Genomic DNA, 22219 nt, shown 5'->3' on the forward strand with positions numbered 1-22219 from the left:
GGAAGTAACGACAATGAATAATAACAAAATTCGCCGTAAGCTAATTGCTGGCGTGATAGTGGGTGCTTCACTGTTTGCACCAACACTCGCTTGGTCAGAGCAATACGCGGCCAATTTTAAAGGCACCGATATTCAAGAGTTTATCAACATTGTTGGTAAAAACTTAAATCGTACTATCATCGTTGACCCAACGGTGCGTGGCAAAATTAATGTCCGCAGTTACGACCTATTAAATGATGAGCAATATTACCAATTCTTCCTCAATGTATTGCAAGTCTATGGCTATGCTGTTGTTGAGATGGAAAACAACATCATCAAGGTCATTAAAGATAAAGATGCGAAAACATCTGCCATTCGTGTAGCTGATGACAAGGCCCCTGGTCTAGGCGACGAAATGGTGACCCGCATTGTTGCTCTGTACAACACAGAAGCTAAACAGCTGGCTCCGTTGCTTCGCCAGCTTAATGACAATGCCGGTGGCGGCAATGTTGTTAACTATGACCCTTCAAATGTATTGATGATTTCTGGCCGTGCAGCGGTGGTCAACAAACTGGTAGAAATTGTTCGCCGAGTCGATAAGCAAGGGGATACCGAAGTTCAGGTAGTGCCGCTTGAATATGCTTCAGCGGGTGAAATTGTTCGTATTGTCGATACGCTTTACCGCTCAACAGCAAACCAATCGCAACTGCCAGGCCAAGCCCCAAAAGTAGTTGCCGATGAGCGCACTAATGCGGTGATTGTCAGTGGTGATGAAAAAAGTCGTCAACGTGTTGTAACCTTGATTCGTAAGTTGGATGCCGAGCAGGCAACCACAGGCAATACCAAGGTACGTTATTTACGCTATGCCAAAGCAGAAGACTTGGTCGAAGTATTAACTGGTTTTGCTGAAAAGCTAGTGAATGATCAAGATGGCGGTCAGCCACAAGGCGGTCGAAGTAAGCGCCGCAATGAAATCAATATTATGGCCCATGATGATACCAATGCGTTGGTTATTAGCGCGGAGCCAGACCAAATGCGTACCATCGAAAGTGTTGTTAACCAGCTCGATATTCGTCGTGCACAAGTACTTGTTGAAGCCATTATTGTCGAAGTTGCTGAAGGCGATGACGTTGGCTTTGGTGTGCAGTGGGCAACCGAAGCTGGTGGTGGTACTCAGTTCAATAACTTAGGCCCGACTATTGGTGAGATTGGAGCAGGTATTTGGCAGGCACAAGGTGAGGAAGGATCGACTGTATGTACCGGAGATACTTGTACCGAGAATCCAGATACTCGCGGTGATATTACTTTACTAGCCCAAGCGCTCGGAAAAGTTAATGGTATGGCTTGGGGTGTTGCGATGGGTGATTTTGGCGCCTTGATTCAAGCAGTATCAAGTGATACCAAGTCTAACGTACTTGCAACCCCATCTATCACCACGTTGGACAACCAAGAAGCGTCATTTATTGTCGGTGATGAAGTCCCAATTTTAACCGGCTCTACATCAAGTTCAAATAACAATAACCCATTCCAAACCGTTGAACGTAAAGAGGTTGGGGTGAAGTTAAAAGTGGTACCTCAGATTAATGAAGGAACCACTGTTAAGTTAACCATTGAACAGGAAGTGTCAGGCATCAATGGTAAAACGGGTGTCGACGTGACCTTTGCGACTCGCCGTTTAACAACTACGGTGATGGCTGATTCAGGCCAAATTGTTGTGCTTGGTGGTTTGATTAACGAAGAAGTTCAAGAAAGTGTCCAAAAAGTCCCTTTCTTAGGCGATATCCCGATTATTGGCCATCTGTTTAAGTCATCTTCAAGCGGTAAGAAGAAAAAGAACCTGATGGTATTTATTAAGCCAACCATTATTCGAGATGGCATCACGATGGAAGGCATTGCCGGACGTAAGTATAACTACTTCCGCGCCTTGCAACTTGAGCAACAAGATCGTGGTGTAAACCTAATGCCAAGTGCTGAAGTTCCGGTACTAGAGGAATGGGATCAAGAAGCTTATTTACCAACTGAAGTGAACGAGGTTCTGCAGCGCTATAAGGATGGTAAAGGTTTAGATACACAAATGCGTGAAACCGATCCGACGCTGAGACATATTAGTGATAGTAAAGCCGCTGATGCTAAGCCTACTAAACCAGTAGAAGCCAATGCCGCCGAAAAGTCAGAAGATGAGTGAGATTCAATCGGCTCCGAATGAAGAGCTAGCTCAAGTATCATCAGAGCTTGGGTTAGCCAGTGAAACCGAGTCAGATGAGGTGTTTCACTCTAGTAGCCGTGAACGTTTACCGTTTGCGTTTGCCCACAGATACTCGTTGGTGTTGGACAAAGGTGAAGATGACATTCTTACTTTGTACCATACACCTACTACGCCATTAGCGGCGATGCTTGAAGTACGTCGCTATACCGGGCAAGAGCTTGAAATAAGCCTGCTTGAGCCTGTGGTGTTTGAAGCTAAATTAACTCAGGTATATCAAGCCAACTCTTCAGAAGCCCAGCAGCTAATGGAAGACATTGGTAATGAGATGGACCTGTTTACGCTTGCTGAAGAGCTGCCACAAACAGAAGATTTGCTTGAGGGCGACGATGACGCCCCTATCATTAAGTTGATTAATGCGCTGCTTTCAGAGGCGATTAAAGAAGAAGCTTCTGATATTCATATTGAAACCTATGAAAAGCAGCTCGTGGTGCGATTCCGTGTCGACGGTGTACTTAAAGAAGTACTTAAACCAAACCGTAAGCTGTCTTCATTATTGGTTTCTCGTATTAAAGTAATGGCAAGGTTGGATATCGCGGAAAAGCGCGTACCGCAAGATGGCCGTATCTCTCTACGTATTGCTGGACGAGCAGTCGATGTACGTGTATCCACCATGCCATCAAGCCATGGCGAACGCGTGGTATTGCGTCTGCTAGATAAAAATGCTGGTAACCTTGATTTACAACAACTGGGTATGACCGACACCATTCGTCAGCAATTTGATGAACTCATCAGAAAGCCACACGGTATCATTTTGGTTACGGGTCCAACGGGTTCAGGTAAGAGTACCACCTTGTATGCGGGCTTAACTGAGATTAACTCTAAAGATACCAATATTTTGACCGTGGAAGATCCGATTGAGTATGAGCTTGAAGGTATCGGTCAAACCCAAGTGAATACCAAAGTGGATATGACCTTTGCTCGTGGTTTACGAGCTATTTTACGTCAAGATCCTGATGTGGTGATGATTGGTGAGATCCGTGATTTAGAAACCGCACAAATTGCCGTTCAGGCATCGTTAACCGGTCACTTAGTGATTTCAACGTTGCACACCAACACAGCTTCAGGTGCGATTACGCGTCTACAAGATATGGGTGTTGAGCCGTTCTTGGTTTCATCGAGTCTATTGGGTGTGTTGGCACAGCGACTCATTCGTACATTATGTAATGAGTGTAAGTCAGAGCATCAACCTGATGAACGTGAGCGTGAGCTATTAGGTATTGATGCGAGTGATACCCGTATTATTTATCGTGCTGAGGGCTGTAAAGCTTGTGGTTACAATGGTTATCGTGGCCGTACAGGTATTCATGAACTGCTATTGGTAGACGATGATGTGCGTGAACTTATTCATACCGGGCGTGGTGAATTGGCCATTGAAAAGTATATTCGACAAACTGTGCCGAGTATTCGTCATGATGGCATGAGTAAAGTACTTGCTGGTGTCACAACGCTAGAAGAAGTTCTACGCGTTACCCGTGAGGAATAACCATGCCAGCATTTGAGTATAAAGCGTTAGACAGTGCTGGTAAGCAACAAAAGGGGGTTGTCGAAGCCGATACGGCTCGTCACGCCCGTAGCCAACTTCGTGAACAACGCCTTATGCCGCTGGATATTACTCCGGTTGTCGAAAAAGAGCGCAAGGCAAAGTCCGGTGGTTTTAGTTTTAAACGTGGTATTTCAGTTGCTGAGCTAGCACTGATCACCCGCCAAGTTGCCACGCTAGTCGCTGCAGGTTTGCCTGTTGAAGAAGCGTTAAAAGCAGTTGGCCAGCAATGCGAAAAAGATCGTCTTGCAAGTATGGTAATGGCGGTTCGCTCTCGAGTTGTTGAAGGTTACAGCCTTGCGGACTCCATGGCCGAATTTCCGCATATTTTTGATGACCTTTACCGTGCGATGGTGGCTTCAGGTGAGAAGTCAGGCCATTTAGAGGTGGTGCTTAACCGTCTGGCCGATTATACCGAACGTCGCCAACAGCTAAAAAGTAAAATGACTCAAGCGATGATCTACCCCGTTGTGTTAACTGTGGTTGCGATCACCGTGATTGCAATTTTGCTAGCGGCGGTAGTGCCTCAAGTTGTAGGGCAGTTTGAACATATGGGGCAGGAACTGCCTTGGACAACCCAGTTACTGATCGCCTCGTCTGATTTTATTCGAGACTATGGCTTGGCCATTTTAGGCGTGATTGCTGCACTGGTGATTTTAGTGAAGCAGTTGCTAAGAAAGGCTGAGTATCGAATGAAGTTCGATACGATGTTATTGCATTTACCTGTTATTGGCCGAGTGAGTAAGGGGCTTAATACAGCGCGTTTTGCCAGAACTTTGAGTATTCTTACCGCCAGTTCCGTACCGCTACTTGATGCAATGCGCATAGCCAGTGAAGTATTAATGAACGTTAAAGTACGTGCTGCTGTAGAAGAAGCGACCGCGCGCGTGCGAGAGGGGACAAGTTTAGGTGCCGCACTGGGTAATACTAAACTTTTCCCGCCGATGATGCTCTATATGATTACATCGGGTGAAAAGAGTGGTCAATTAGAACACATGTTAGAGCGCGCTGCGGATAACCAAGATCGCGAGTTTGAGTCCAACGTGAATATTGCGCTAGGGGTGTTCGAACCTATGTTGGTTGTGAGTATGGCAGCGGTGGTTTTATTCATCGTGTTGGCGATTTTGCAGCCGATTTTAGAACTAAACAATATGATTAGCGGTTAATTCAATTTTAATTTCATCTTCGAAAACTTAGCGACTGTGGCTTAAGGCTAAAGAAGATGACTCTCAGAGGAAGTTATCAATGCAAATGAGCAAGAAACATAGAGGTTTTACCTTACTAGAAGTCATGGTGGTTATCGTGATTCTAGGTATTTTGGCATCTATGGTTGTCCCCAACTTAATGGGTAACAAAGACAAAGCTGATCAGCAAAAAGCGGTATCAGATATTGTTGCTTTAGAGAATGCGTTGGATATGTACAAGTTAGATAACAGCGTATACCCAACCACAGAGCAGGGCTTAGAAGCATTAGTACAACAACCTACACTTTCGCCTGAGCCTCGCAATTATCGTGATGGCGGATACATTAGACGTTTGCCGCAAGATCCATGGGGTAATGAATACTTGTTACTAAGCCCAGGTGAAAATGGCACCTTAGATATCTTTAGTGCAGGCCCGGATCGTCAACCAGGTACTGAAGACGATATTGGTAACTGGAACTTACAAAACTTCCAGTAAACGAAATTGCCTTAAATGCATGTATCACAACAACGTGGCTTTACCTTACTTGAGGTATTGCTAGTCGCATTATTGATGGGGTTAACGGCTGCGGCAGTGACCCTGTCTTTGAGTGGCGCAGATCGGCAACAAGAGCTGAATCGGCTCGCCAAACAGTTTATGGCGACCACCGAAATGGCACTAGATGAAACGGTGTTAAGTGGGCAGTTTGTTGGCATTGTTGTTGATGATGCAAGTTACGAGTATGTCATTTATGACGAAGGCAAGTGGAAACCCTTGCAAGCGGACCGTATGTTGACAGTGCGGGAGATGGAATACGGGATCGAGTTAGATTTGCTTCTTGAGGGCTTGCCGTTAGTTCAGGAAGATGAAGAGGATTCGTCTTGGTTTGATGAGCCGCTTATAGAGCCTTCAGAAGAAGACAAAAAGAAGTTTCCCGAACCACAAATTATGTTGTTTCCAAGTGGTGAAATGAGCAGTTTTGAATTGCGTTTTATCACCGAGGATCAACAAGGTGTTGAGATTGAAGCGTTAGTTGTTGGAGATACACTGGGTCGAATGACTCTGGGGAGAGACGGTGATTTTGATGATTAATCGCTCTATTCCGATCCAGTGGTGTCTTTGCTCTTTAAAAGGGTGGCAATTATGATCGCATCTCAACGCGGCATGACGCTGCTGGAAGTGATGGTTGCCTTGGCCGTTTTCTCTATCGCGGCGGTTTCTATCACCAAAAGTTTGAGTGATCAGATGTCAAACATGCCGATTTTAGAGCAGCGCACCTTAGCACAATGGGTGGCTAGCAATGAAATGGTTGAAGCACGACTTGGGAGTAAGTTTCCTGAACTGGGGAAAAAAGAAGGCTCCACAGAGTTGGCCGACCAAGAATGGTTTTGGCGTAAAGAGGTGATTAAAACCACCGATGATAATTTTCGCATGATTCGTATCAGTATCAGTGATGATTCCCGTTACGATCGAATTGTGGCACAAGTGAGCAGCTACGTGCTGAACCCCGATGCGAAATAAGTACCGTGGTTTTACCTTACTTGAAATGCTCATTGCCATTGCGATTTTTGCAATGATTGGCTTGGCTGCCAATGCCGTTTTGCAAACGGTTATGAAAAATGATGAAACCACCAAAGATTTCTCGGTGCGGTTAAAAGCGATGCAACAAGGATTTGGCGCATTGCAGCGAGACTTGGGGCAGATGGTGGCACGGACACCAAGGTTGCTTGAAGGCGGCAGGGGAACAACGGTATTTCAAACTGGTTCAGATATGTTTGATTCAGAATCTGAGTCATTGGTATTTTTTAGAATTGGTTGGCTTAACCCTGATGGCATTTTGCCTCGAGGTAGCATTCAGTCAGTCGCCTATGTGGTACAAGAAGGTAATTTAGAGCGTTGGCATTTCCCTTATCCTGAACCTGAGTTTGGGGCTGAGCCGATTAAAACTGTGGTGATTGAGAATGTCATCTCAGTGGAATACTCCTTTTATATGGAAGATAAATGGGAGAGAAAAGTTGATGCGACTAAATTGCCCAAAGCGATAGCCATGGAAATTGAAGTCGAAGGTTTAGGTTTAATCCAGCGTAAATTCCTATTGCCGTCAGGAACATCATCCACTAATAGCGATGATAACAATGGTGGTAATAATAACGGTGGCAATAATAACGGTGGCAATAATAACGGCGGCAATAACAACGGCGGCAATAACAACAATGGTGGCAATAATAACGGTGGCAATGATAATACTGGGAAGGAAAATTAGTCATGACCTCCCGTATGCCGACTAAACAACGAGGTGTTGCCCTCATTGTCGTGATGTTAATTGTGGCAATGGTGGTCATTATCGCTACAGACATCAATGGTCGTAACCAGTTGTCTGTAAGGCGCACTTTGAATATGGCGCAGTATGAGCAAGCTTTCTGGTATGCCATCTCGGCAGAAGAGCTGGCTAAAAAAGTCATTAAGCAAGATTTAGAAGATGCCGATGAAGGCGAGGTGCATCTGCAACAATACTGGGCACAGGCTGACGTGGTTTTTCCTGCTGAACAAGGGCAGATCGGCGGTAAAATTAGTGATTTGCAATCCTGTTTTAACTTGAACTCGTTAGCAACAGAAAGTACCAAAGTTGAAGGTGGCCAACCTAAGTTATCACCGCCTGCGATGCAATATAAAGGCTTGTTGGTTGCATTAGGTATGGATGATTTTGCCGCCGAGCGTTTGACGCATACATTGCAAGATTATATTGATGAAGATACCACCGCTAGCCCTTTTGGTGCGGAAGATGCTGATTATGAATCACGCGCTGTACCCTATCGAGCGGCGAATACATTAATGAATCACCGCAGTGAGTTGCGTGCGGTGATGGGGTATACCCAAGATATTTATTTAAAACTACTGCCTTATATTTGTGTGATACCAGGGGTTGAGACCATGGTGTTGAACGTCAATACACTTGAAGTTGAACAAGCAGCCTTGTTAGCAGGCATGATGGATAACAATATCAGTGTTGGTGAAGCAGAAAGTATTATTAATCAGCGCCCAGGCGACGGTTATGATTCAATTGATGATTTTTGGTCAAACTCATCATTGGCGAATGTGCAAACTCAGCCTGATTTCAATAAATCAGCATTTGCGTTGAAAAGTAGCTACTTTTTGCTGGATGCCGGTGCAGAAGTCGATAATGTCACGTTTCGTTTAGAAAGTGTCATGAAGCTTGGTGGCGGTAATAATCTTGAGATTGTGACACGACAATTTGGTGGTCAGAAGTAACCGTTTGTCGAGTCAGCGTTAACCAGAATTAGAACAAATAGGGTGTTGGGATTTCAGTGATGGCAACTGAGGCGCAACGTAAACACCACGGAGAATGACAGTGAGTGAACGATTATTTATCCGTTTAGGCCGAACCGCAGAGCAACCTTGCTCTTGGTTAGTATGGTCTGAGCAGGAGCGAGAAATTATTGCCTCAGGAGAGCTTCCTGATGCTGAGGCATTGTCTACGCTTACTGAACGCGCCGGGCAGCGTCCTGTTGATGTTTTGGTGCCTTCTTCTGCGGTCACACTAACCGAGGTTGAACTGCCTGAAAAAGGCCAGCGCCAAGCGGTCAAAGCATTGCCGTTTATGTTGGAGGAATCCTTAGCTGAAGACGTTGACGAGTTGCATTTTGTTACGGGGCCGCGCCAAGGTGAATCGTTAAGTGTGGCTGTTGTTGCCCATGAGCAGATGCAAACTTGGCTCTCTTGGTTGGCAGAAGCTGGATTAAAAGCCAAACAGATCGTCCCTGACTGTTTGGCATTGCCGCTCGCTGAGTGCGATTGGGCCATGATGGCATTTAATCAAGATTATCTAGTGCGTACCGGAGCCGGTGCGGGAATGAGTTTGAATGCTAACTGGCTGAATGCCGCGTTGCCACGCATGATCGAGAGCCGTGAACAGGCTCCTCGAGTAGCTGGGTATACCGAATTTGATGTTGCCGGTGTGGAGATTGAACCACAAGCATTGGATTTACCTATGTTGGTGTTAGCGCAGGGTATTGTTAATGCACCACTCAATTTGCTGAGCGGTACTTACACACCAAAGAGAGAATATGGCAAACATCTGACGTTATGGCGTAATGCTGCGATAACGATTGTGATAGCCATCGTACTGGCGATGGTGAATAAAGGCCTCAACATACATCAACTCAATGCTGAGCAAGAGCGTCTTCGTGCCCAAAGTGAAGCTATCTATAAACAAGTGATTCCTGGCAGTTCGCGTATCGTTAATTTACGCTCTCAGATGGATAGAGAGCTAAGAAACCTTAAAGGGCAAGGTGGTGGCGGTGAGTTCTTCGGCATGCTTGAGGGGCTAGAGCCTGCATTTACAGCTATTCCAAACCTTAAGCCAACGACCTTACGCTTTGATGCTGGACGGGGTGAGTTGCGCATGCAGGTGACAGCGAAAAGTTACGCCCAAATTGAGCAGTTCCAACAATTGGCATCAGCTAAATATCGAGTGGATACTGGTTCTATGAATAGCAGTGAAGATCAAGTTACCAGCACCATTACGTTGAGGGGGAAATAGTAACATGGACAACCTTAAAGCGTGGTGGAATGGCTTAGTTCAACGCGAACAACAAATGGTCGCGGCCTGCGCCGTGGTGTTAGTTATTGGTATTTTATATTGGGGAATTTGGACACCCATTGCTAATGCTGAAGAGAATGCTCAGCGTTCATTGCAGGCGCAGCAAAGCACACTAAGTTACGTCAAACAAACCGCCAACAAAATTGCCGGTTTGCGTGAAGCTGGCAATCGTCCTAAAGCCTCGGGGAGCATCAGTGCAACGGTTAACCAAGCTGCAGGAGCTTACGGATTAGAGATCACTCGAATGCAGCCTCAAGGCAACCGAGTGCAGATCTGGATGGATGATGTACCGTTTGAAAGATTGCTCGATTATCTAAACAACTTAGTGCAGGAAAAAGGCTTGTCGTTAGACAGTATTGATTTAGCAGAAGCAGATACGCCGGGTATGGTTCGTGTGCGTCGTATTCAATTATCCAAATAAGCCGGTATGTAGGAATTTGTCGTGAGTTTAGTCAAGAAAATAGTCATCGGCGTGTTGATTTACCTCATTTTTTTGGTGGTATTATTTCCCGCTCAATTAGCATTATCACTGGCACCTTTGCCCAAGTCAGTCACCGTTTCAGGCGTGAATGGCACCATTTGGAATGGCAGTATCGATAACTTGTCGATTCAACAGCGGCAATTAGAGTCAGTGCAGTGGCAGCTTTCGCCATGGGGGTTATTGCTTGCGACCGCCAATCTTGATGTGGTGATCGGTAATCGTGCTACGGCAGTGAATGGCCGTGGTGAGGTATCGTTGTCAATGGGTGGAGTTAATGCCCAAGGGCTGAGATTTGAGGCACCTAGCGATTTTCTATTAGGCAATACTCGACTGCCCTTTAGAACTAAGGTTGATGGTAGCATCAGCTTATTTGTGGATGAGTTAGCTCAAGGGACGCCTTGGTGTGAACAGCTGAGCGGCAAGCTGTTTGTTAATCGCGCCCAGGTTAACAATCAGTTTGGAGAATACCCGCTCGGAGATATGGAGATTGGCCTTAGCTGCATCGATGGTAACGTCAAGTTGAATTCCGATGAGTCGATGAACCAACTCGGCTTTGTGGGCAGTGTTTTATTGAAAGCCGATAGCCAAGTGCAGGTTTCAGCCAAAGTGAAAGAGACACCTCAGCAGCCAAAAGACTTAAAGCAAGCATTGGCATTTTTGGGTAAGAAAGATAGCCAAGGTTATTATCCGATCTCTTATCAAGGGCGTGTACCAGGTTTATAAATACATCTAATAAAAAAGGCACCCTTGGGTGCCTTTTTTGTACTTATTATTTATGTCATCAGCTCTTTGTACAACAATTGATAATCTTCGATAGCTGGAAAGTCGCTGAAGTTTTTATGCGGCTTTTGACTGTCAGGATTCTTTATCCCTAGTTGATAACCGATACCTGCTTTCTTTGCTGCTGCAAGAATCGCTTCGCTATCATCAATAAATAAACAGCGCGCGGGATCGAGGCTAAATTGGGCTATCAGTTGTTGCCAAAACAGTGGGTGCTCTTTTGGGTAACCCGTTTCGTGGCTAGATATCATTGCATCTAACCCTTGTTTTAACTCGGTATGCTCAAGTTTCAGCGCCAGGCTTTTGGGGTGAGCGTTAGTTACCAGTATGCGTTGTTTGCCTTGCTGCTTTAATGCCGCTAAAAATGGCATGCTATCTTGACGCAAAGCGATGCGGTCAACGAGAGTATGGTGCAGTGCAATAATGTCGAGTTGTAATTCGGTTTGCCAATAATCTAAACAATACCAGTCGAGTGTTCCGGCCACTTTTTCATAAGCAGACTCAACCAGAGTTTGAGCCTCTTCTTGGCTAATGTTTCGCTGTCGACTTAGGGTTTGCGGCACTAAGCTTAACCAGAAATGGTTATCAAAATGTAGGTCGAGAAGGGTGCCATCCATATCGAGCAATACGGTATCAATATTTTGCCAGGGAAACATAGGTTAATGCTGGTGTTGAATTTGATTGCAGTATATCCAAAAAAACTAGGTGGGGAATCATTATCTTAGCCTGTGATTTCTATATTATTCCAACCCAAGCTATCAGTGGTTGATTTTTCAGTTGTGGATTAGCAACATAGTAGTAAGATGATGTTGTTAAGCAAAAGCCATTTTACCAAGGACAGCCATGTCGGATCGTAAGCCAGAAATATTGCATGCAGAAGTCGTCGCAAAGAGTCGCTTATTTCAGATTGAACAAGTGCACTTGCGCTTTGCCAATCAAGTTGAGCGTCAATATGAGCGAATGAAAGGCAATAACCGCGGCGCTGTGATGGTGGTGCCTGTACATCAGGGACAATTATTACTGGGTCGAGAGTATGCAGCTGGCACACATAGCTATGAGCTAGGTTTTCCTAAGGGGTTAGTGGATCCAGGCGAAACACCTGAACAAGCGGCGAATCGTGAGTTACAAGAAGAGATTGGCTTTGCGAGTCGGCGCTTAATGCATCTGATGGAGTTGAGTTTAGCTCCGGGTTACTTTGCCAGTAAAATGCAAATTTTCATTGCTGAAGATTTATATGAAAGCCACTTGGAAGGTGATGAGCCAGAACCGATTGAAATGGTGCCTTGGCCATTAGAAAAGTGGCGCGATCTATTACTTCAAAGTGATTTTTCCGAATCTCGTAGTGTCAGCGCCTTGTTTTTAGCGCAAGAACATCTAAAACTTAAGTAGTTGGCATTTTATTTTAACGATATTATGTCTTAGTCATGGGCTGTTGGAGTGGTTATGAAGCCAGAAGAGATTGTTGAAGCAGCGATTGCGATAGCGGTTAGCGCGGGCAAAGAGATCAAAGATATTTATCTTGATGGAAGTTTTGAACGCGAGATCAAGCAAGATAATACCCCAGTGACGTCAGCTGATATTGCCGCTCACAAAATTATCGCATCGTCGTTGGCACAGCTCACTCCTGATATTCCGGTACTTTCAGAAGAAGACGCAGACATCCCCTTTGAGCAACGTTGTGAATGGCAGCGATATTGGTTAGTTGACCCGCTTGATGGCACTGGTGAATTTATCGCTGGTAGTGGTGATTTTTCAGTGATCATCGCATTAGTGGAACATAATCGTCCCATCATGGGCATAGTTTATGCGCCGATGACCGATGTCTGTTATTACGCCATTGCCGGTTTAGGTGCTTATCGCCGTGAAAATAATGCAGATATCCGCATTCGTAGTACCCAGTTATCTGCTGAGCAAGCACAGTCTTTAAGGCTAGCTGTTAGCCGTCGCCAAGATCCGCAGTCCGTATTGAAGCTGTTTAATCATGGTAAGCATTGTGATTTGGTCGTGTTAGGTGGTGCGGCATTGAAAAGTTGCTTAGTGGCAGAAGGTCGAGCTGATTGTTATGTCCGTATCGGCCCGACAGGTGAATGGGATACCGGGGCAGCACAGATTATTGTTGAGGAAGCCGGTGGCCAAATCATGGATTTGACGCTGCAACCTTTGAGTTACAATGAGCGTGAATCGATAGAAAATCCAAATTTCATTGTGGTTGGATCACCGCATTTAGCGTGGGATGAGTTATTGATCTCAGAATGATTATCGGGTTAACTCTTTAAAGCCATCCCGTTGGATGGCTTTTTACTATTTGACTGATTGACTGTGAGAGTAACATGCTATTGTCGCGACGATTTTTTCCTTATTTTGTTACTCAATGTCTTGGTGCATTAAACGATAACGTTTACAAAAATGTGCTGCTTTTAATGGTTACTTATTCTCAAGTTAGCCAACTGCCTTTTGATGTAAACCTTTTTGTTAACTTAGCCGCCGGCTTGTTTATTCTGCCTTTTTTCCTATTTTCTGCTTATGCCGGTTTAGTGGCTGACAATATGGATAAGGCGTTGCTCATTCGCCGCTTAAAAATTCTAGAGTTGTTGATTATGGCCTGTGCTGCGGCAGCAATCATGACTCATAGCTATGTCTTAATGCTGGTGCTGCTGTTTTTAATGGGTACTCAATCAGCGTTTTTTGGTCCGGTAAAATACTCACTATTACCACAAATATTAACCGCTGAAGATCTTGTTCGCGGTAATGCTTGGGTGGAGGTGGGGACATTCGTCTCAATATTATTAGGTACCATAGGCGCTGGGCTCATTTTGACACAAACAAATTCGGAGCTGATTGCGGCAATCAGTGTGGTAGCATTTGCTGTGCTGGGCGTACTTTATAGTCGCCAAATTCCACCGCTCCCGCCGATACACCCAGTTAAGAAGATAAAGTTTACCCCGTTATCTGGGGCGATACGCACCCTTAAATTATGCCGAAAGCAACCCGCTATTTGGGTAGCAATTATCGCCATTAGCTGGTTTTGGTTTGTGGGTGCCACTTATCTCACGCAATTTGCCAATTTTTCGCGGGTGCATTTACAAGGCGATGCGACCGTTGTGTCATTGCTGTTGGTGGTGTTTTCAGTAGGTATCGCAATCGGCTCAATGTTGTGTACCCGACTTTCTAGACAAAGGGTTGAAATTGGCGTGGTGCCAATTGGTTTAGTTGGACTAATGGTGTTTGGTATTGATCTATATTGGGCGATACCTGAGTTGACAGAAAAACCACTGATGTCGGTGGCAGCGTTTGTTGTTCAAGCACAACATTACCGCTTATTGGTGGATCTATTATTTATTGGTATTAGTGGCGGTGTGTTCATTGTGCCTTTGTATGCATTTGTGCAAGCAAGAGCGATCCCAAGCCAACGTGCCCAGATGATTGCTGCCAACAATATTCTTAATGCGCTATTTATGGTGGTTTCTGCACTGATGGCTATGGTGTTGCTTGGTGGCCTTCAATGGCAAATTAGTGAGCTGTTCTTAGCGTTAGCCGCAGCGAACGCGATTACTGGCGTGCTTATTTTCGGCAGTAGTCTTGAATTTAGGGTCCGGGTAAAGCACTACGTGTTGAGCGTGCTTCGTTATCGAGTCAGTATAAAGAGTGTGACCTTGCCGTATGACGGAGCGGTGATACTGGTATGTGCTAAGGCGCGGAAAGTCCCGCGGTCTTTATTATCGATTCTGGCGTTGCGGCCTATTATTGTTGGGCAACAAACCTTACAGGTTAAACAAGCACTAGGCCAAGGAAAAATCGTGTTGGTTGACGAGCAACAGTTATCCGAACTGTTAACTCGCAGCCCCAGCTTCTTGATGCAGATCCCAAGCTTTCGCTTGTTGTTTAATGCAGAAAAAAATGGCGCTGGCCGTCAACAAGTTGATCTGCAATTAGTGCCATTGCGTTAACCGTTATCGTTTTACGTGTGCTTTACGGTATTAAGCCATTGATTAATTTCATGCTTGTCGCCTTGAAAGACCACCTTGCGTTGCTTCTTTTCTAGTTGATACTGGTACATAGGATCGTAGTATTTTTGCAATAGAATTTCGATCCATGCCAAATGAGCCTGAGTGTCACCGCTGTTAGCTTGCTGATCGAGTGCTTGTTGCATCAGCTGGGCTAATTGGTCATGCTGCAATCCGCCCAAGCGTTTTTTTATGCTGCGTAGGCTTTGCATTAAATACTGACTAAAGGCATTAAAACCAGCTTGTTGACCTTGACGCAATACAAACCCTTGATGCATTTGGTGCACATATTCATCCAATAGTCGCTCCAGTCTTTCATGTTGATTTTCATGCAAAATAACCACTTCAGCGGCAAGCATTCGTTGGTAAAAAGTTTGTGGAATTGCTGAGCGGCCGATGAGAAAGCTTTCATCTTCGACAATAAGACATGTAGCTTGTGTATTTTGATGTTGTAGTAGTGCCACCGCGAGATTGTTTTCGAAATTGATCTGGGACGGTTGCTCATCATGGCGACGGCCAAAACTGGAGCCGCGATGATTAGCAAGCCCTTCGAGATCGATTGCTTCGCTGCGTTGATGTATCAATGCGGTTTTACCGCATCCGGTGGCGCCACTTAAGATATATAGCGGTTGGCTTGGACCATGCTCAATCACATCAATGAGATATTGGCGCATCGCTTTGTATCCGCCGTCAATAAAAGGCACATCAAGTTGACACTCTTTCAGCCAAGCCTGAGAGAGTCTAGAGCGCAGGCCACCGCGGAAACAATACAGATAACTGTTTGGTTGTGAAGCTAGCTGACTTAACCATGCATCGATGCGTTGTTGTTTGATTCGACCATTAACTAGGCTATGGCCTAGCTCTATAGCAGCTTGTTGTCCTTGTTGTTTATAACAAGTACCGACTTTTTGGCGTTCACTGTCCACCATAAGTGGGCAATTACTCGCATGGGGAAATGCCCCTTTGGCGAACTCCACTGGAGCCCTTACATCGATCATGGGGTGCCGACTGATAAATAACTGGCGAAATTCCGTTTGTGGAATAATATTGCTGCTCATTAAATTAACTCAATGGTTGGGTTGAGACTGCCAGCATGCAGTTGGCCAATACATTGACTTGGTAGGTCATGTTCTTTGAGTAGCTCAATCAATGCAGCTTCATGTTCAATATTGACGGCAATTAATAGTCCGCCACTGGTTTGCGGATCGCAAAGTATTGCTTTTTGCTGTGGGTCTAGTGCAGGGAGGCTTTGCTGATAACTTTCGAAATTACGTTGTGTGCCGCCAGGAATACAGCCCATATTGAGGTAATGTGACACTTTGGGTAACAGTGGTAGCTGCTTCACGTCAATTTTGGCATGTAGCTGAGCGCCTTGGCATACTTCTAATAAATGTCCTGCCAGACCAAAGCCTGTGACATCTGTCATGGCATTAACGCCCGCTAATTTGGCGATAGTTGGGCCCAGCTTATTGAGCTGACACATGGCATCAACGGCAATATGTTGATCTTCTTCGGTAAGCTTTTTCTGTTTTTGAGCGGTTGTCAAAATACCAATCCCCAAGGGCTTGGTAAGATAGAGTTTATCACCAGCTTGTGCGGTATTGTTTTGCTTTAGTTCAGATAAGGGGATTTGCCCTGTTACGGCAAGGCCAAAAATAGGTTCAGGAGCGTCAATACTATGACCGCCAGCAAGCATTATTCCTGCTTCTCTACAGGCTTGGCGGCCGCCATCAACAACCTGTTGAGCAATCTCTGGTGCAAGAACATTGACTGGCCAGCCTAAAATAGCAATGGCCATCATCGGTGAACCTCCCATAGCGTAAATATCACTAATGGCGTTGGTGGCGGCGATTCTACCGAAGGTGAAAGGATCATCGACGATGGGCATAAAAAAGTCAGTGGTGCTAATAATGCCAATGTCGTCGTTTAACCGATAAACGGCAGCATCATCTCGACTTTGGTGGCCGACAATCAGGTTGTCATCATGAAAAGCAGGCAGTTGTGAATCGAGAATCGTACTCAGTACTTTGGGAGATATTTTGCAGCCACAGCCAGCACCATGGCTGTATTCTGTTAATTTGATTTTTGCTGTTGTCATGATGTTGACCATCGTTAAGTTGATGGTCAACATCATAGACTGAATTGATTAGTGTGCGATACAGCTAATCAATATTTGTCTGCAAATGCTTAAGCGTAATTTGCAGTTAATGTGCGCCAAGTCTTACGTTGTGCTTGTACCTGCTTTTTAAGTTGCGACACTTGAGCTGCAAGTTGATGGCTACTCAGTTTATCTTTTTTGGCATCAAGTAAGGCTTTTTTTGCATTGTAGTAATCACTAAGGTGAGACTTGAGTAGTTCGTATTCTTGATGCAATCTCTCCATCAATTCTTCGTAATTTGCCAGCTGTTTTATCGAACTTTCGGTGCGTTTAAGTTGCATCTGTAGCTGAGCCTTTTCTATACGCTCTTGAGGTGTAACGCGTCGATGACTTGCCAATCCGAAAAATGCCATGGTGTTGATTAACCACTTTGTTGGGTCGTAGTGCCACCATTTGATGCCGTTACGATAGTCATTTTCAAAGATATGATGGAAATTATGATAGCCCTCGCCATAGGTGAACAAAGCGATAAAACCATTATCACGAGCAGTATTTTTGTCGGTATAAGGTTGAGAACCCCATACATGGGCAAGTGAATTAATAAAAAACGTGCAATGGTGGACAACCACTAAACGCAGTAATCCCGCAATCAGTAACATGCCCAAAATATTGCCGTTAAGCCAACCTAAGAATGCAGGTAGGCCGATATTCATGATGAGCATCAAGGGTAAATAATATTTATGTTGCCACATCACAATTGCGTCATTTTGTAGGTCTCTGACATTTTTGTAATCGTGATAACGTTGGGCCTGATATTCACGAAGCATCCAGCCAATATGGCTATACCAAAAACCCATGTTAGCTGAATAAGGATCTTTATCGTTGTCATCAACGTGCTTATGATGTACTCGATGATCCGATGACCAATGTAACGCACTATTTTGTAGCGCTAAGGCGCCGCCAAGCGCAAATAAAAAACGCATAGAAGCGTGTGCTTTGTAGGTTTTGTGAGACCATAATCTATGGTAACCCGCTGTAATAGATAGCCCACTGGCAAAAGCAAGTACCACAAATGCTACCCATTCCATGGTATCAATGCCGGTGGTTACCGCATATAGCGGCACAGCGACAACTGCACCTAAAAAGGTCAAGGTGAACAGTAGGACATTCGTCCAGATGATAGGGGGTTTATTCATTATTATTTTCCAACATCATTTATTTTGAGCGTACATATGTACGCTAATTTAACTTGCTCGTGACTATGGGTCAAGTTGGGCTGCGTTTTTGTGTCAAAGAAGGTATGATTTGCACATTGTCGATATTAGTAGGTTGGAAAAGATGGGCGTAAGAGCACAACAGAAAGAGAAGACGCGCAGAGCATTGGTCGATGCGGCCTTTAACCAGTTAAGTGCTGAACGAAGTTTTTCTAGTTTGAGTTTGCGAGAAGTCGCAAGAGAAGCGAACATCGCACCCACCTCTTTTTATCGCCACTTTAAAGATATGAATGAGTTAGGCCTGACGATGGTTGATGAAGGTGGCTTAACGTTACGGCAAATGATGCGTAAAGGTAGACAGCGGGCTGAAGCCGGCGGCAGCGTTATTCGTATCTCTGTAGATACGTTTATGGAAGTACTTGAATCAAACCCGAATGTGTTTCGAATTCTATTACATGAACGTTCAGGAACCTCTGCACCGTTTCGTGCTGCGGTTGCCCGTGAAATAGAGCATTTTATTTCTGAGCTTGCCCATTATACCGAGGCAACAGCAGGCCGTGCTCCTGATTTTGCTCGTGCTCAGGCCGAAGCGCTAGTGACGCTAGTATTTAACGCGGGAGCTGCAGCACTCGATATGAAGCGCGTTGACCGTAAAGTTCTGGCAGACCGCTTGGTGATTCAGTTACGTATGGTAGCTAAAGGTGCTGAAGCACTGCAGCATAAAATGGACAGTCGCTAATAAAAAAGGCCCTTGCGGGCCTTTTTTATTGGTTATTTATCGACGTTCTAACAATACGCCTGATTCCATATGATCAGTATAGGGGAACTGATCAAACAGCGCGAAACGCACAATTTTATGGGTTTCATTCAGCACGTCTAAGTTGGCTTTTAAAGTTTCAGGGTTACATGAGATATACATAATTCGTTGGTAACCTTGAACCATCTTTAATGTGTCATCATCTAAACCCGCTCGTGGTGGGTCAACAAAAATGGTCTCGCAGTTGTAGCTATCGAGTTCAATACCTTCTAGGCGGCGGAATTGTCGTTTCTTAGCTAATGCATCGGTAAAGTCTTCGGCAGACATACGCACTATCTGCAAATTCTCAATGTTGTTAACACTAATGTTGTACTGCGCTGAATCTACCGATGGCTTCGCCAGTTCAGTTGCCAATACCCGATCAAAGTTTTGTGCCAACGCAATCGAGAAGTTACCGTTACCACAGTAAAGCTCTAATAGGTCGCCTTGACTATCCTTAGTACAATCTATTGCCCATTCCAACATTTTGATTGAGACTTTGCCGTTTGGCTGAGTAAAACTGTTCTCGACTTGCTTGTAGGTGAGAGTTTGCTGATTAACCACTAATGATTCGATAACAAAATCTTTATCAAGTACGATTTTCTGTTTGCGGGCACGACCAATCAAGTTCACATTAAACTCTTCAGATAGTGTTTGCTTTAATGCAATAGCCTGCTGTTGCCACTGCTCATCCAACTGCTTGTGGTATAGCAATGATATTAAAATTTCGCCACTGAGAGTCGACAAGAAATCAACTTGAAATAATTTGTGGCGCAATACCGAGTTAGGCCTTAGTTCTGCCATTAACTTAGGCATCATCTGGTTAATCAATTCACTTGCGGGTAAAAACTGATCGCAGCGTACTTTTTGATTTAAGGCTTTGTCGAACATGTAGTAATACAGATCTTCGCCATCATGCCAAACACGAAACTCGGCACGCATGCGATAATGCGCAGGATCAGAATTGAAGACTTCTAGCGTTGGCGTATCAAAAGCACTAAAACCCTGTTGAAGCTTAATTGTTTTTGCTTCTAGTTGTGCTTCATACTTGTTAGGATCCATCGCTGCTAAATTCATTACTGATCACCGTTCGTGTTTATTGGGGCGCAAATAGTATACTACTTAACTTTTAAGTCCAGTATTTGGGTGACAAAAAATAGCATCGCAAAAGGCTTGTTATTTCCCTAGTATCAAGCCGAAATTGATAAGTTTGATTGGTTTATTGGAGCGCTTTGATTGAACATACTGGTTTTTGATTCGGGTATCGGTGGACTGACGGTACTGGAACAGATTCAGCAACGTTTGCCACACAGTCACTACACCTATTTGTTCGACAATGCTCGGTTACCCTATGGTGAATTGTCAGAGCAAACGTTAGTCGATGGCGCTTTGCAATTGATATTGCCAGTTTCGGAGAAGGTGCGGGCAGATATCATCGTAATTGCCTGTAATACCGCCAGCACAATTTTATTACCTCAATTACGGGCGAGAACATCCATTCCGGTTGTCGGAGTCGTGCCAGCGATAAAGCCTGCAGCTCAGATATCAATCACAAAACGAATCGGTCTATTGGCGACTCCTGCGACAGTGAGTAGAGCCTATACCCAAGATTTAATCGATCAATTCGCTGCCCAGTGTTTTGTTGGGTTATTTGGTAGCTCTGAATTGGTTGAAATGGCAGAAGCCAAAATGGCAGGTAAGCCGATTGACCTAGTAAGGTTATCGCAAATCATCGCGCCTATTATAGAAGCCAATATCGATACTCTAGTCTTAGGTTGTACCCATTTTCCTATACTAGCAGCAGAGATTAAAAGCGCCTTGGGGCATAAGGTGCAACTATTGGATTCTGGATTAGCGATTGCTGCGAGGGTCGTGGAGCTGTCTGGTGTAACAGAGAGTGCAGTAGAACGTAATAAAGCGACAGGGTCTATGAAGGCTTTTTATACAACAGATATTGATGAGGGATTAAGAAATACATTAACCAGGTGGGGATTTACAACAGTACAACCTTACTAGGCTAAACAGCGAGTCATTCCACCTGGCTAATCTTGCTTTAGATTAAGCTTTGCTTTCAGTTTTATCAGACTTGTCTGCGTCTTGAGATTTTGCTTCTCTTACTTTTAATGTACGTTCTTGGAAGTCAAACTCATTCAATTTTGCCATGGCTTTTTTCGCGCCAGCTTCTGACATTTCAATAAATCCAAAACCTTTACGACGACCCGTTTTGCGATCGCGTACTAATCTGACCGAATTAACCGGACCATATTTACCGAATAGCTCTTTAACTTCTCCTTCGTGAACTCGGTAAGGTAAGTTACCCACATACAGCGTCATAGTGGGGCCTTTGTATTGTGTGTTAGAAGTTGTCGCTGCGTTTGATGACTGCATGGTAAAAACTGCACTAGCAATAATAGCACCAGTGAAAAAAGCGATAGCAGCATTAACATCGACAAGTTGAAAAAGTGCCAACGCCCCAATAACGGCGATGATCAAAACAATAAGAAATGGCTTTTGCATAAATAGATTCTCTGAAGAATTGATAAATAACTGTTAATAGCTCGTATATGGTAATGAATTATTTAGCATTACACTAGTCTATTGATGAAAAAGTAACCTCGAAGCAATGTCGATTACTAGGCAATATCGTCCATAACTGTGTCAAAAATGTACTTTTAGGTACAAAAAACACCAATGTGTGTAAAAGATCGGCATGCGAAACTGAAAATTAAAAAAAGCCCTTGCGTAATAATCAGAGCTACCTATAATGCGCTCCCACTGACACGGCAAACGGCGCTACTAAGCGAATAGTGAGCAAGTTAGTAAACTTAATTCATCGGTGGTTTAGCTATCGTGATTAAGTGAGCTGAAGGTAGAAATAAGGTCTTCAAGATTTTTTACTGATTAAAAGTGATTAATTGAAACTTTTTTTAAAAACTACTTGACGCCAACAAGGGAAAGCGTAGAATACGCAGCCCTAGCCACTCGGGCTTGCCGAGATGCGCTAACGCTCTTTAACAATTTATCAAGTAATCTGTGTGGACACTCACAGGTGTTGAGTTAATCGAAAAAAGATTAAATCAATGATTAGATGAGTGTTCATAGCAATATGTACAAACATCCTTAGATTCTTCCGAGTCTAAGTGATGAATCAGAATTCATTGAGCCGAGACTTAGGTCTCACCAAAACTTTAATTGAAGAGTTTGATCATGGCTCAGATTGAACGCTGGCGGCAGGCCTAACACATGCAAGTCGAGCGG

At 44.4% G+C, this 22219-nt stretch carries 22 protein-coding genes and 1 rRNA gene; 17 read left to right on the forward strand and 6 right to left on the reverse strand.

The features are described 5' to 3' along the window. Positions 1-13: 13 nt before the first annotated feature. The 11 genes from gspD to ACHUFW_RS15895 all read left to right on the forward strand — a co-directional run bounded on the left by gspD (position 14) and on the right by ACHUFW_RS15895 (position 10792). Positions 14-2164, forward strand: a complete 2151-nt coding sequence (gspD, locus tag ACHUFW_RS15845; protein ID WP_394204313.1) for a type II secretion system secretin GspD — start codon at positions 14-16, stop codon at positions 2162-2164. Then, positions 2157-3728: a type II secretion system ATPase GspE gene (gene gspE, locus ACHUFW_RS15850; protein ID WP_394204314.1), complete on the forward strand. Its 1572-nt coding sequence runs from the start codon at positions 2157-2159 to the stop codon at positions 3726-3728. The genes gspD and gspE overlap by 8 nt, the downstream gene beginning before the upstream one ends. A gap of 2 nt (positions 3729-3730) precedes the next feature. Beyond that, positions 3731-4951: a type II secretion system inner membrane protein GspF gene (gene gspF / locus ACHUFW_RS15855; protein WP_394204315.1), complete on the forward strand. Its 1221-nt coding sequence runs from the start codon at positions 3731-3733 to the stop codon at positions 4949-4951. A 79-nt stretch (positions 4952-5030) separates the two neighbouring features. Continuing rightward, positions 5031-5465 carry a type II secretion system major pseudopilin GspG gene (gene gspG, locus ACHUFW_RS15860; protein WP_394204316.1) on the forward strand — a complete coding sequence of 145 codons (435 nt, stop codon included), beginning with the start codon at positions 5031-5033 and terminating at the stop codon, positions 5463-5465. A 15-nt stretch (positions 5466-5480) separates the two neighbouring features. Then, complete coding sequence (gene gspH, locus ACHUFW_RS15865; RefSeq protein WP_394204317.1) at positions 5481-6059, forward strand: type II secretion system minor pseudopilin GspH; 579 nt, start codon at positions 5481-5483, stop codon at positions 6057-6059. Between the two features lie 51 nt (positions 6060-6110). After that, positions 6111-6488 (forward strand): type II secretion system minor pseudopilin GspI, encoded by a 378-nt coding sequence (gene gspI, locus ACHUFW_RS15870; RefSeq protein WP_394204318.1) that lies wholly within the window; start codon positions 6111-6113, stop codon positions 6486-6488. After that, complete coding sequence (gene gspJ, locus ACHUFW_RS15875) at positions 6478-7230, forward strand: type II secretion system minor pseudopilin GspJ (RefSeq protein ID WP_394204319.1); 753 nt, start codon at positions 6478-6480, stop codon at positions 7228-7230. Before gspI ends, gspJ begins: the two co-directional genes overlap by 11 nt. A gap of 2 nt (positions 7231-7232) precedes the next feature. Further along, positions 7233-8237 (forward strand): type II secretion system minor pseudopilin GspK, encoded by a 1005-nt coding sequence (gene gspK, locus ACHUFW_RS15880; protein WP_394204320.1) that lies wholly within the window; start codon positions 7233-7235, stop codon positions 8235-8237. Positions 8238-8337: 100 nt separating this feature from the next. Then, positions 8338-9528: a type II secretion system protein GspL gene (gene gspL, locus ACHUFW_RS15885; RefSeq protein ID WP_394204321.1), complete on the forward strand. Its 1191-nt coding sequence runs from the start codon at positions 8338-8340 to the stop codon at positions 9526-9528. Between the two features lie 4 nt (positions 9529-9532). Beyond that, positions 9533-10009: a type II secretion system protein M gene (locus tag ACHUFW_RS15890; protein WP_394204322.1), complete on the forward strand. Its 477-nt coding sequence runs from the start codon at positions 9533-9535 to the stop codon at positions 10007-10009. 21 nt (positions 10010-10030) lie between these two features. Continuing rightward, a complete protein-coding gene (locus ACHUFW_RS15895; protein WP_394204323.1) occupies positions 10031-10792 on the forward strand; it encodes a type II secretion system protein N in 762 nt (253 codons plus the stop codon). Between the two features lie 50 nt (positions 10793-10842). Here the strand turns inward: ACHUFW_RS15895 and yrfG are convergent, their stop codons facing one another. Continuing rightward, a complete protein-coding gene (gene yrfG / locus ACHUFW_RS15900) occupies positions 10843-11505 on the reverse strand; it encodes a GMP/IMP nucleotidase (RefSeq protein ID WP_394204324.1) in 663 nt (220 codons plus the stop codon). Between the two features lie 187 nt (positions 11506-11692). On the opposite strand from yrfG, the gene nudE reads away from it, so the two are divergent. The 3 genes from nudE to ACHUFW_RS15915 all read left to right on the forward strand — a co-directional run bounded on the left by nudE (position 11693) and on the right by ACHUFW_RS15915 (position 14796). Continuing rightward, positions 11693-12238, forward strand: coding sequence for an ADP compounds hydrolase NudE (gene nudE, locus ACHUFW_RS15905; RefSeq protein ID WP_394204325.1), 546 nt, complete (start codon positions 11693-11695; stop codon positions 12236-12238). Positions 12239-12292: 54 nt separating this feature from the next. Beyond that, complete coding sequence (gene cysQ, locus ACHUFW_RS15910; RefSeq protein WP_394204326.1) at positions 12293-13105, forward strand: 3'(2'),5'-bisphosphate nucleotidase CysQ; 813 nt, start codon at positions 12293-12295, stop codon at positions 13103-13105. Positions 13106-13269: 164 nt separating this feature from the next. Beyond that, positions 13270-14796 (forward strand): MFS transporter, encoded by a 1527-nt coding sequence (locus tag ACHUFW_RS15915; RefSeq protein WP_394204327.1) that lies wholly within the window; start codon positions 13270-13272, stop codon positions 14794-14796. 11 nt (positions 14797-14807) lie between these two features. Here ACHUFW_RS15915 and mnmH read toward each other — a convergent pair whose 3' ends face one another. The 3 genes from mnmH to ACHUFW_RS15930 all read right to left on the reverse strand — a co-directional run bounded on the left by mnmH (position 14808) and on the right by ACHUFW_RS15930 (position 18147). Continuing rightward, entirely contained in the window at positions 14808-15911 is a 1104-nt protein-coding gene (mnmH, locus tag ACHUFW_RS15920) for a tRNA 2-selenouridine(34) synthase MnmH (protein WP_394204328.1), read from the reverse strand. After that, positions 15911-16951: a selenide, water dikinase SelD gene (gene selD, locus ACHUFW_RS15925; RefSeq protein WP_394204329.1), complete on the reverse strand. Its 1041-nt coding sequence runs from the start codon at positions 16949-16951 to the stop codon at positions 15911-15913. Before selD ends, mnmH begins: the two co-directional genes overlap by 1 nt. 89 nt (positions 16952-17040) lie before the next feature. After that, complete coding sequence (locus tag ACHUFW_RS15930; protein WP_394204330.1) at positions 17041-18147, reverse strand: acyl-CoA desaturase; 1107 nt, start codon at positions 18145-18147, stop codon at positions 17041-17043. 142 nt (positions 18148-18289) lie between these two features. Here ACHUFW_RS15930 and fabR point away from each other — a divergent pair, with 142 nt between their 5' ends. After that, the gene (gene fabR / locus ACHUFW_RS15935; protein WP_394204331.1) at positions 18290-18904 is read left to right on the forward strand and encodes an HTH-type transcriptional repressor FabR; all 615 of its coding nucleotides are present in this window, start codon (positions 18290-18292) and stop codon (positions 18902-18904) included. Between the two features lie 36 nt (positions 18905-18940). Here fabR and trmA read toward each other — a convergent pair whose 3' ends face one another. After that, positions 18941-20038, reverse strand: coding sequence for a tRNA (uridine(54)-C5)-methyltransferase TrmA (gene trmA, locus ACHUFW_RS15940; protein ID WP_394204332.1), 1098 nt, complete (start codon positions 20036-20038; stop codon positions 18941-18943). Positions 20039-20197: 159 nt separating this feature from the next. Between trmA and murI the strand changes: the two genes are divergently transcribed. Next, on the forward strand, positions 20198-20977 hold the full coding sequence (gene murI / locus ACHUFW_RS15945; protein ID WP_394204333.1) for a glutamate racemase: 780 nt from the start codon (positions 20198-20200) through the stop codon (positions 20975-20977). 42 nt (positions 20978-21019) lie between these two features. Here the strand turns inward: murI and ACHUFW_RS15950 are convergent, their stop codons facing one another. Beyond that, positions 21020-21478 (reverse strand): RNA recognition motif domain-containing protein, encoded by a 459-nt coding sequence (locus ACHUFW_RS15950; protein WP_394204334.1) that lies wholly within the window; start codon positions 21476-21478, stop codon positions 21020-21022. Positions 21479-22150: 672 nt separating this feature from the next. Between ACHUFW_RS15950 and ACHUFW_RS15955 the strand changes: the two genes are divergently transcribed. Then, positions 22151-22219, forward strand: a 16S ribosomal RNA gene (locus ACHUFW_RS15955); the annotation flags it as partial.

The sequence above is a fragment of the Shewanella waksmanii genome (assembly GCF_043643685.1).
Classification (GTDB): domain Bacteria; phylum Pseudomonadota; class Gammaproteobacteria; order Enterobacterales; family Shewanellaceae; genus Shewanella; species Shewanella waksmanii_A.

What these genes read in the sequence shown, in the direction of transcription:
- gspD (WP_394204313.1), top strand. Translation starts at nt 14, where the DNA reads ATGAATAATAACAAAATTCGCCGTAAGCTAATTGCTGGCGTGATAGTG.
- gspE (WP_394204314.1), top strand. Translation starts at nt 2,157, where the DNA reads ATGAGTGAGATTCAATCGGCTCCGAATGAAGAGCTAGCTCAAGTATCA.
- gspF (WP_394204315.1), top strand. Translation starts at nt 3,731, where the DNA reads ATGCCAGCATTTGAGTATAAAGCGTTAGACAGTGCTGGTAAGCAACAA.
- gspG (WP_394204316.1), top strand. Translation starts at nt 5,031, where the DNA reads ATGCAAATGAGCAAGAAACATAGAGGTTTTACCTTACTAGAAGTCATG.
- gspH (WP_394204317.1), top strand. Translation starts at nt 5,481, where the DNA reads ATGCATGTATCACAACAACGTGGCTTTACCTTACTTGAGGTATTGCTA.
- gspI (WP_394204318.1), top strand. Translation starts at nt 6,111, where the DNA reads ATGATCGCATCTCAACGCGGCATGACGCTGCTGGAAGTGATGGTTGCC.
- gspJ (WP_394204319.1), top strand. Translation starts at nt 6,478, where the DNA reads ATGCGAAATAAGTACCGTGGTTTTACCTTACTTGAAATGCTCATTGCC.
- gspK (WP_394204320.1), top strand. Translation starts at nt 7,233, where the DNA reads ATGACCTCCCGTATGCCGACTAAACAACGAGGTGTTGCCCTCATTGTC.
- ACHUFW_RS15890 (WP_394204322.1), top strand. Translation starts at nt 9,533, where the DNA reads ATGGACAACCTTAAAGCGTGGTGGAATGGCTTAGTTCAACGCGAACAA.
- yrfG (WP_394204324.1), bottom strand. Translation starts at nt 11,505, where the DNA reads ATGTTTCCCTGGCAAAATATTGATACCGTATTGCTCGATATGGATGGC.
- nudE (WP_394204325.1), top strand. Translation starts at nt 11,693, where the DNA reads ATGTCGGATCGTAAGCCAGAAATATTGCATGCAGAAGTCGTCGCAAAG.
- cysQ (WP_394204326.1), top strand. Translation starts at nt 12,293, where the DNA reads ATGAAGCCAGAAGAGATTGTTGAAGCAGCGATTGCGATAGCGGTTAGC.
- ACHUFW_RS15915 (WP_394204327.1), top strand. Translation starts at nt 13,270, where the DNA reads ATGGTTACTTATTCTCAAGTTAGCCAACTGCCTTTTGATGTAAACCTT.
- mnmH (WP_394204328.1), bottom strand. Translation starts at nt 15,911, where the DNA reads ATGAGCAGCAATATTATTCCACAAACGGAATTTCGCCAGTTATTTATC.
- selD (WP_394204329.1), bottom strand. Translation starts at nt 16,951, where the DNA reads ATGACAACAGCAAAAATCAAATTAACAGAATACAGCCATGGTGCTGGC.
- ACHUFW_RS15930 (WP_394204330.1), bottom strand. Translation starts at nt 18,147, where the DNA reads ATGAATAAACCCCCTATCATCTGGACGAATGTCCTACTGTTCACCTTG.
- fabR (WP_394204331.1), top strand. Translation starts at nt 18,290, where the DNA reads ATGGGCGTAAGAGCACAACAGAAAGAGAAGACGCGCAGAGCATTGGTC.
- trmA (WP_394204332.1), bottom strand. Translation starts at nt 20,038, where the DNA reads ATGAATTTAGCAGCGATGGATCCTAACAAGTATGAAGCACAACTAGAA.
- ACHUFW_RS15950 (WP_394204334.1), bottom strand. Translation starts at nt 21,478, where the DNA reads ATGCAAAAGCCATTTCTTATTGTTTTGATCATCGCCGTTATTGGGGCG.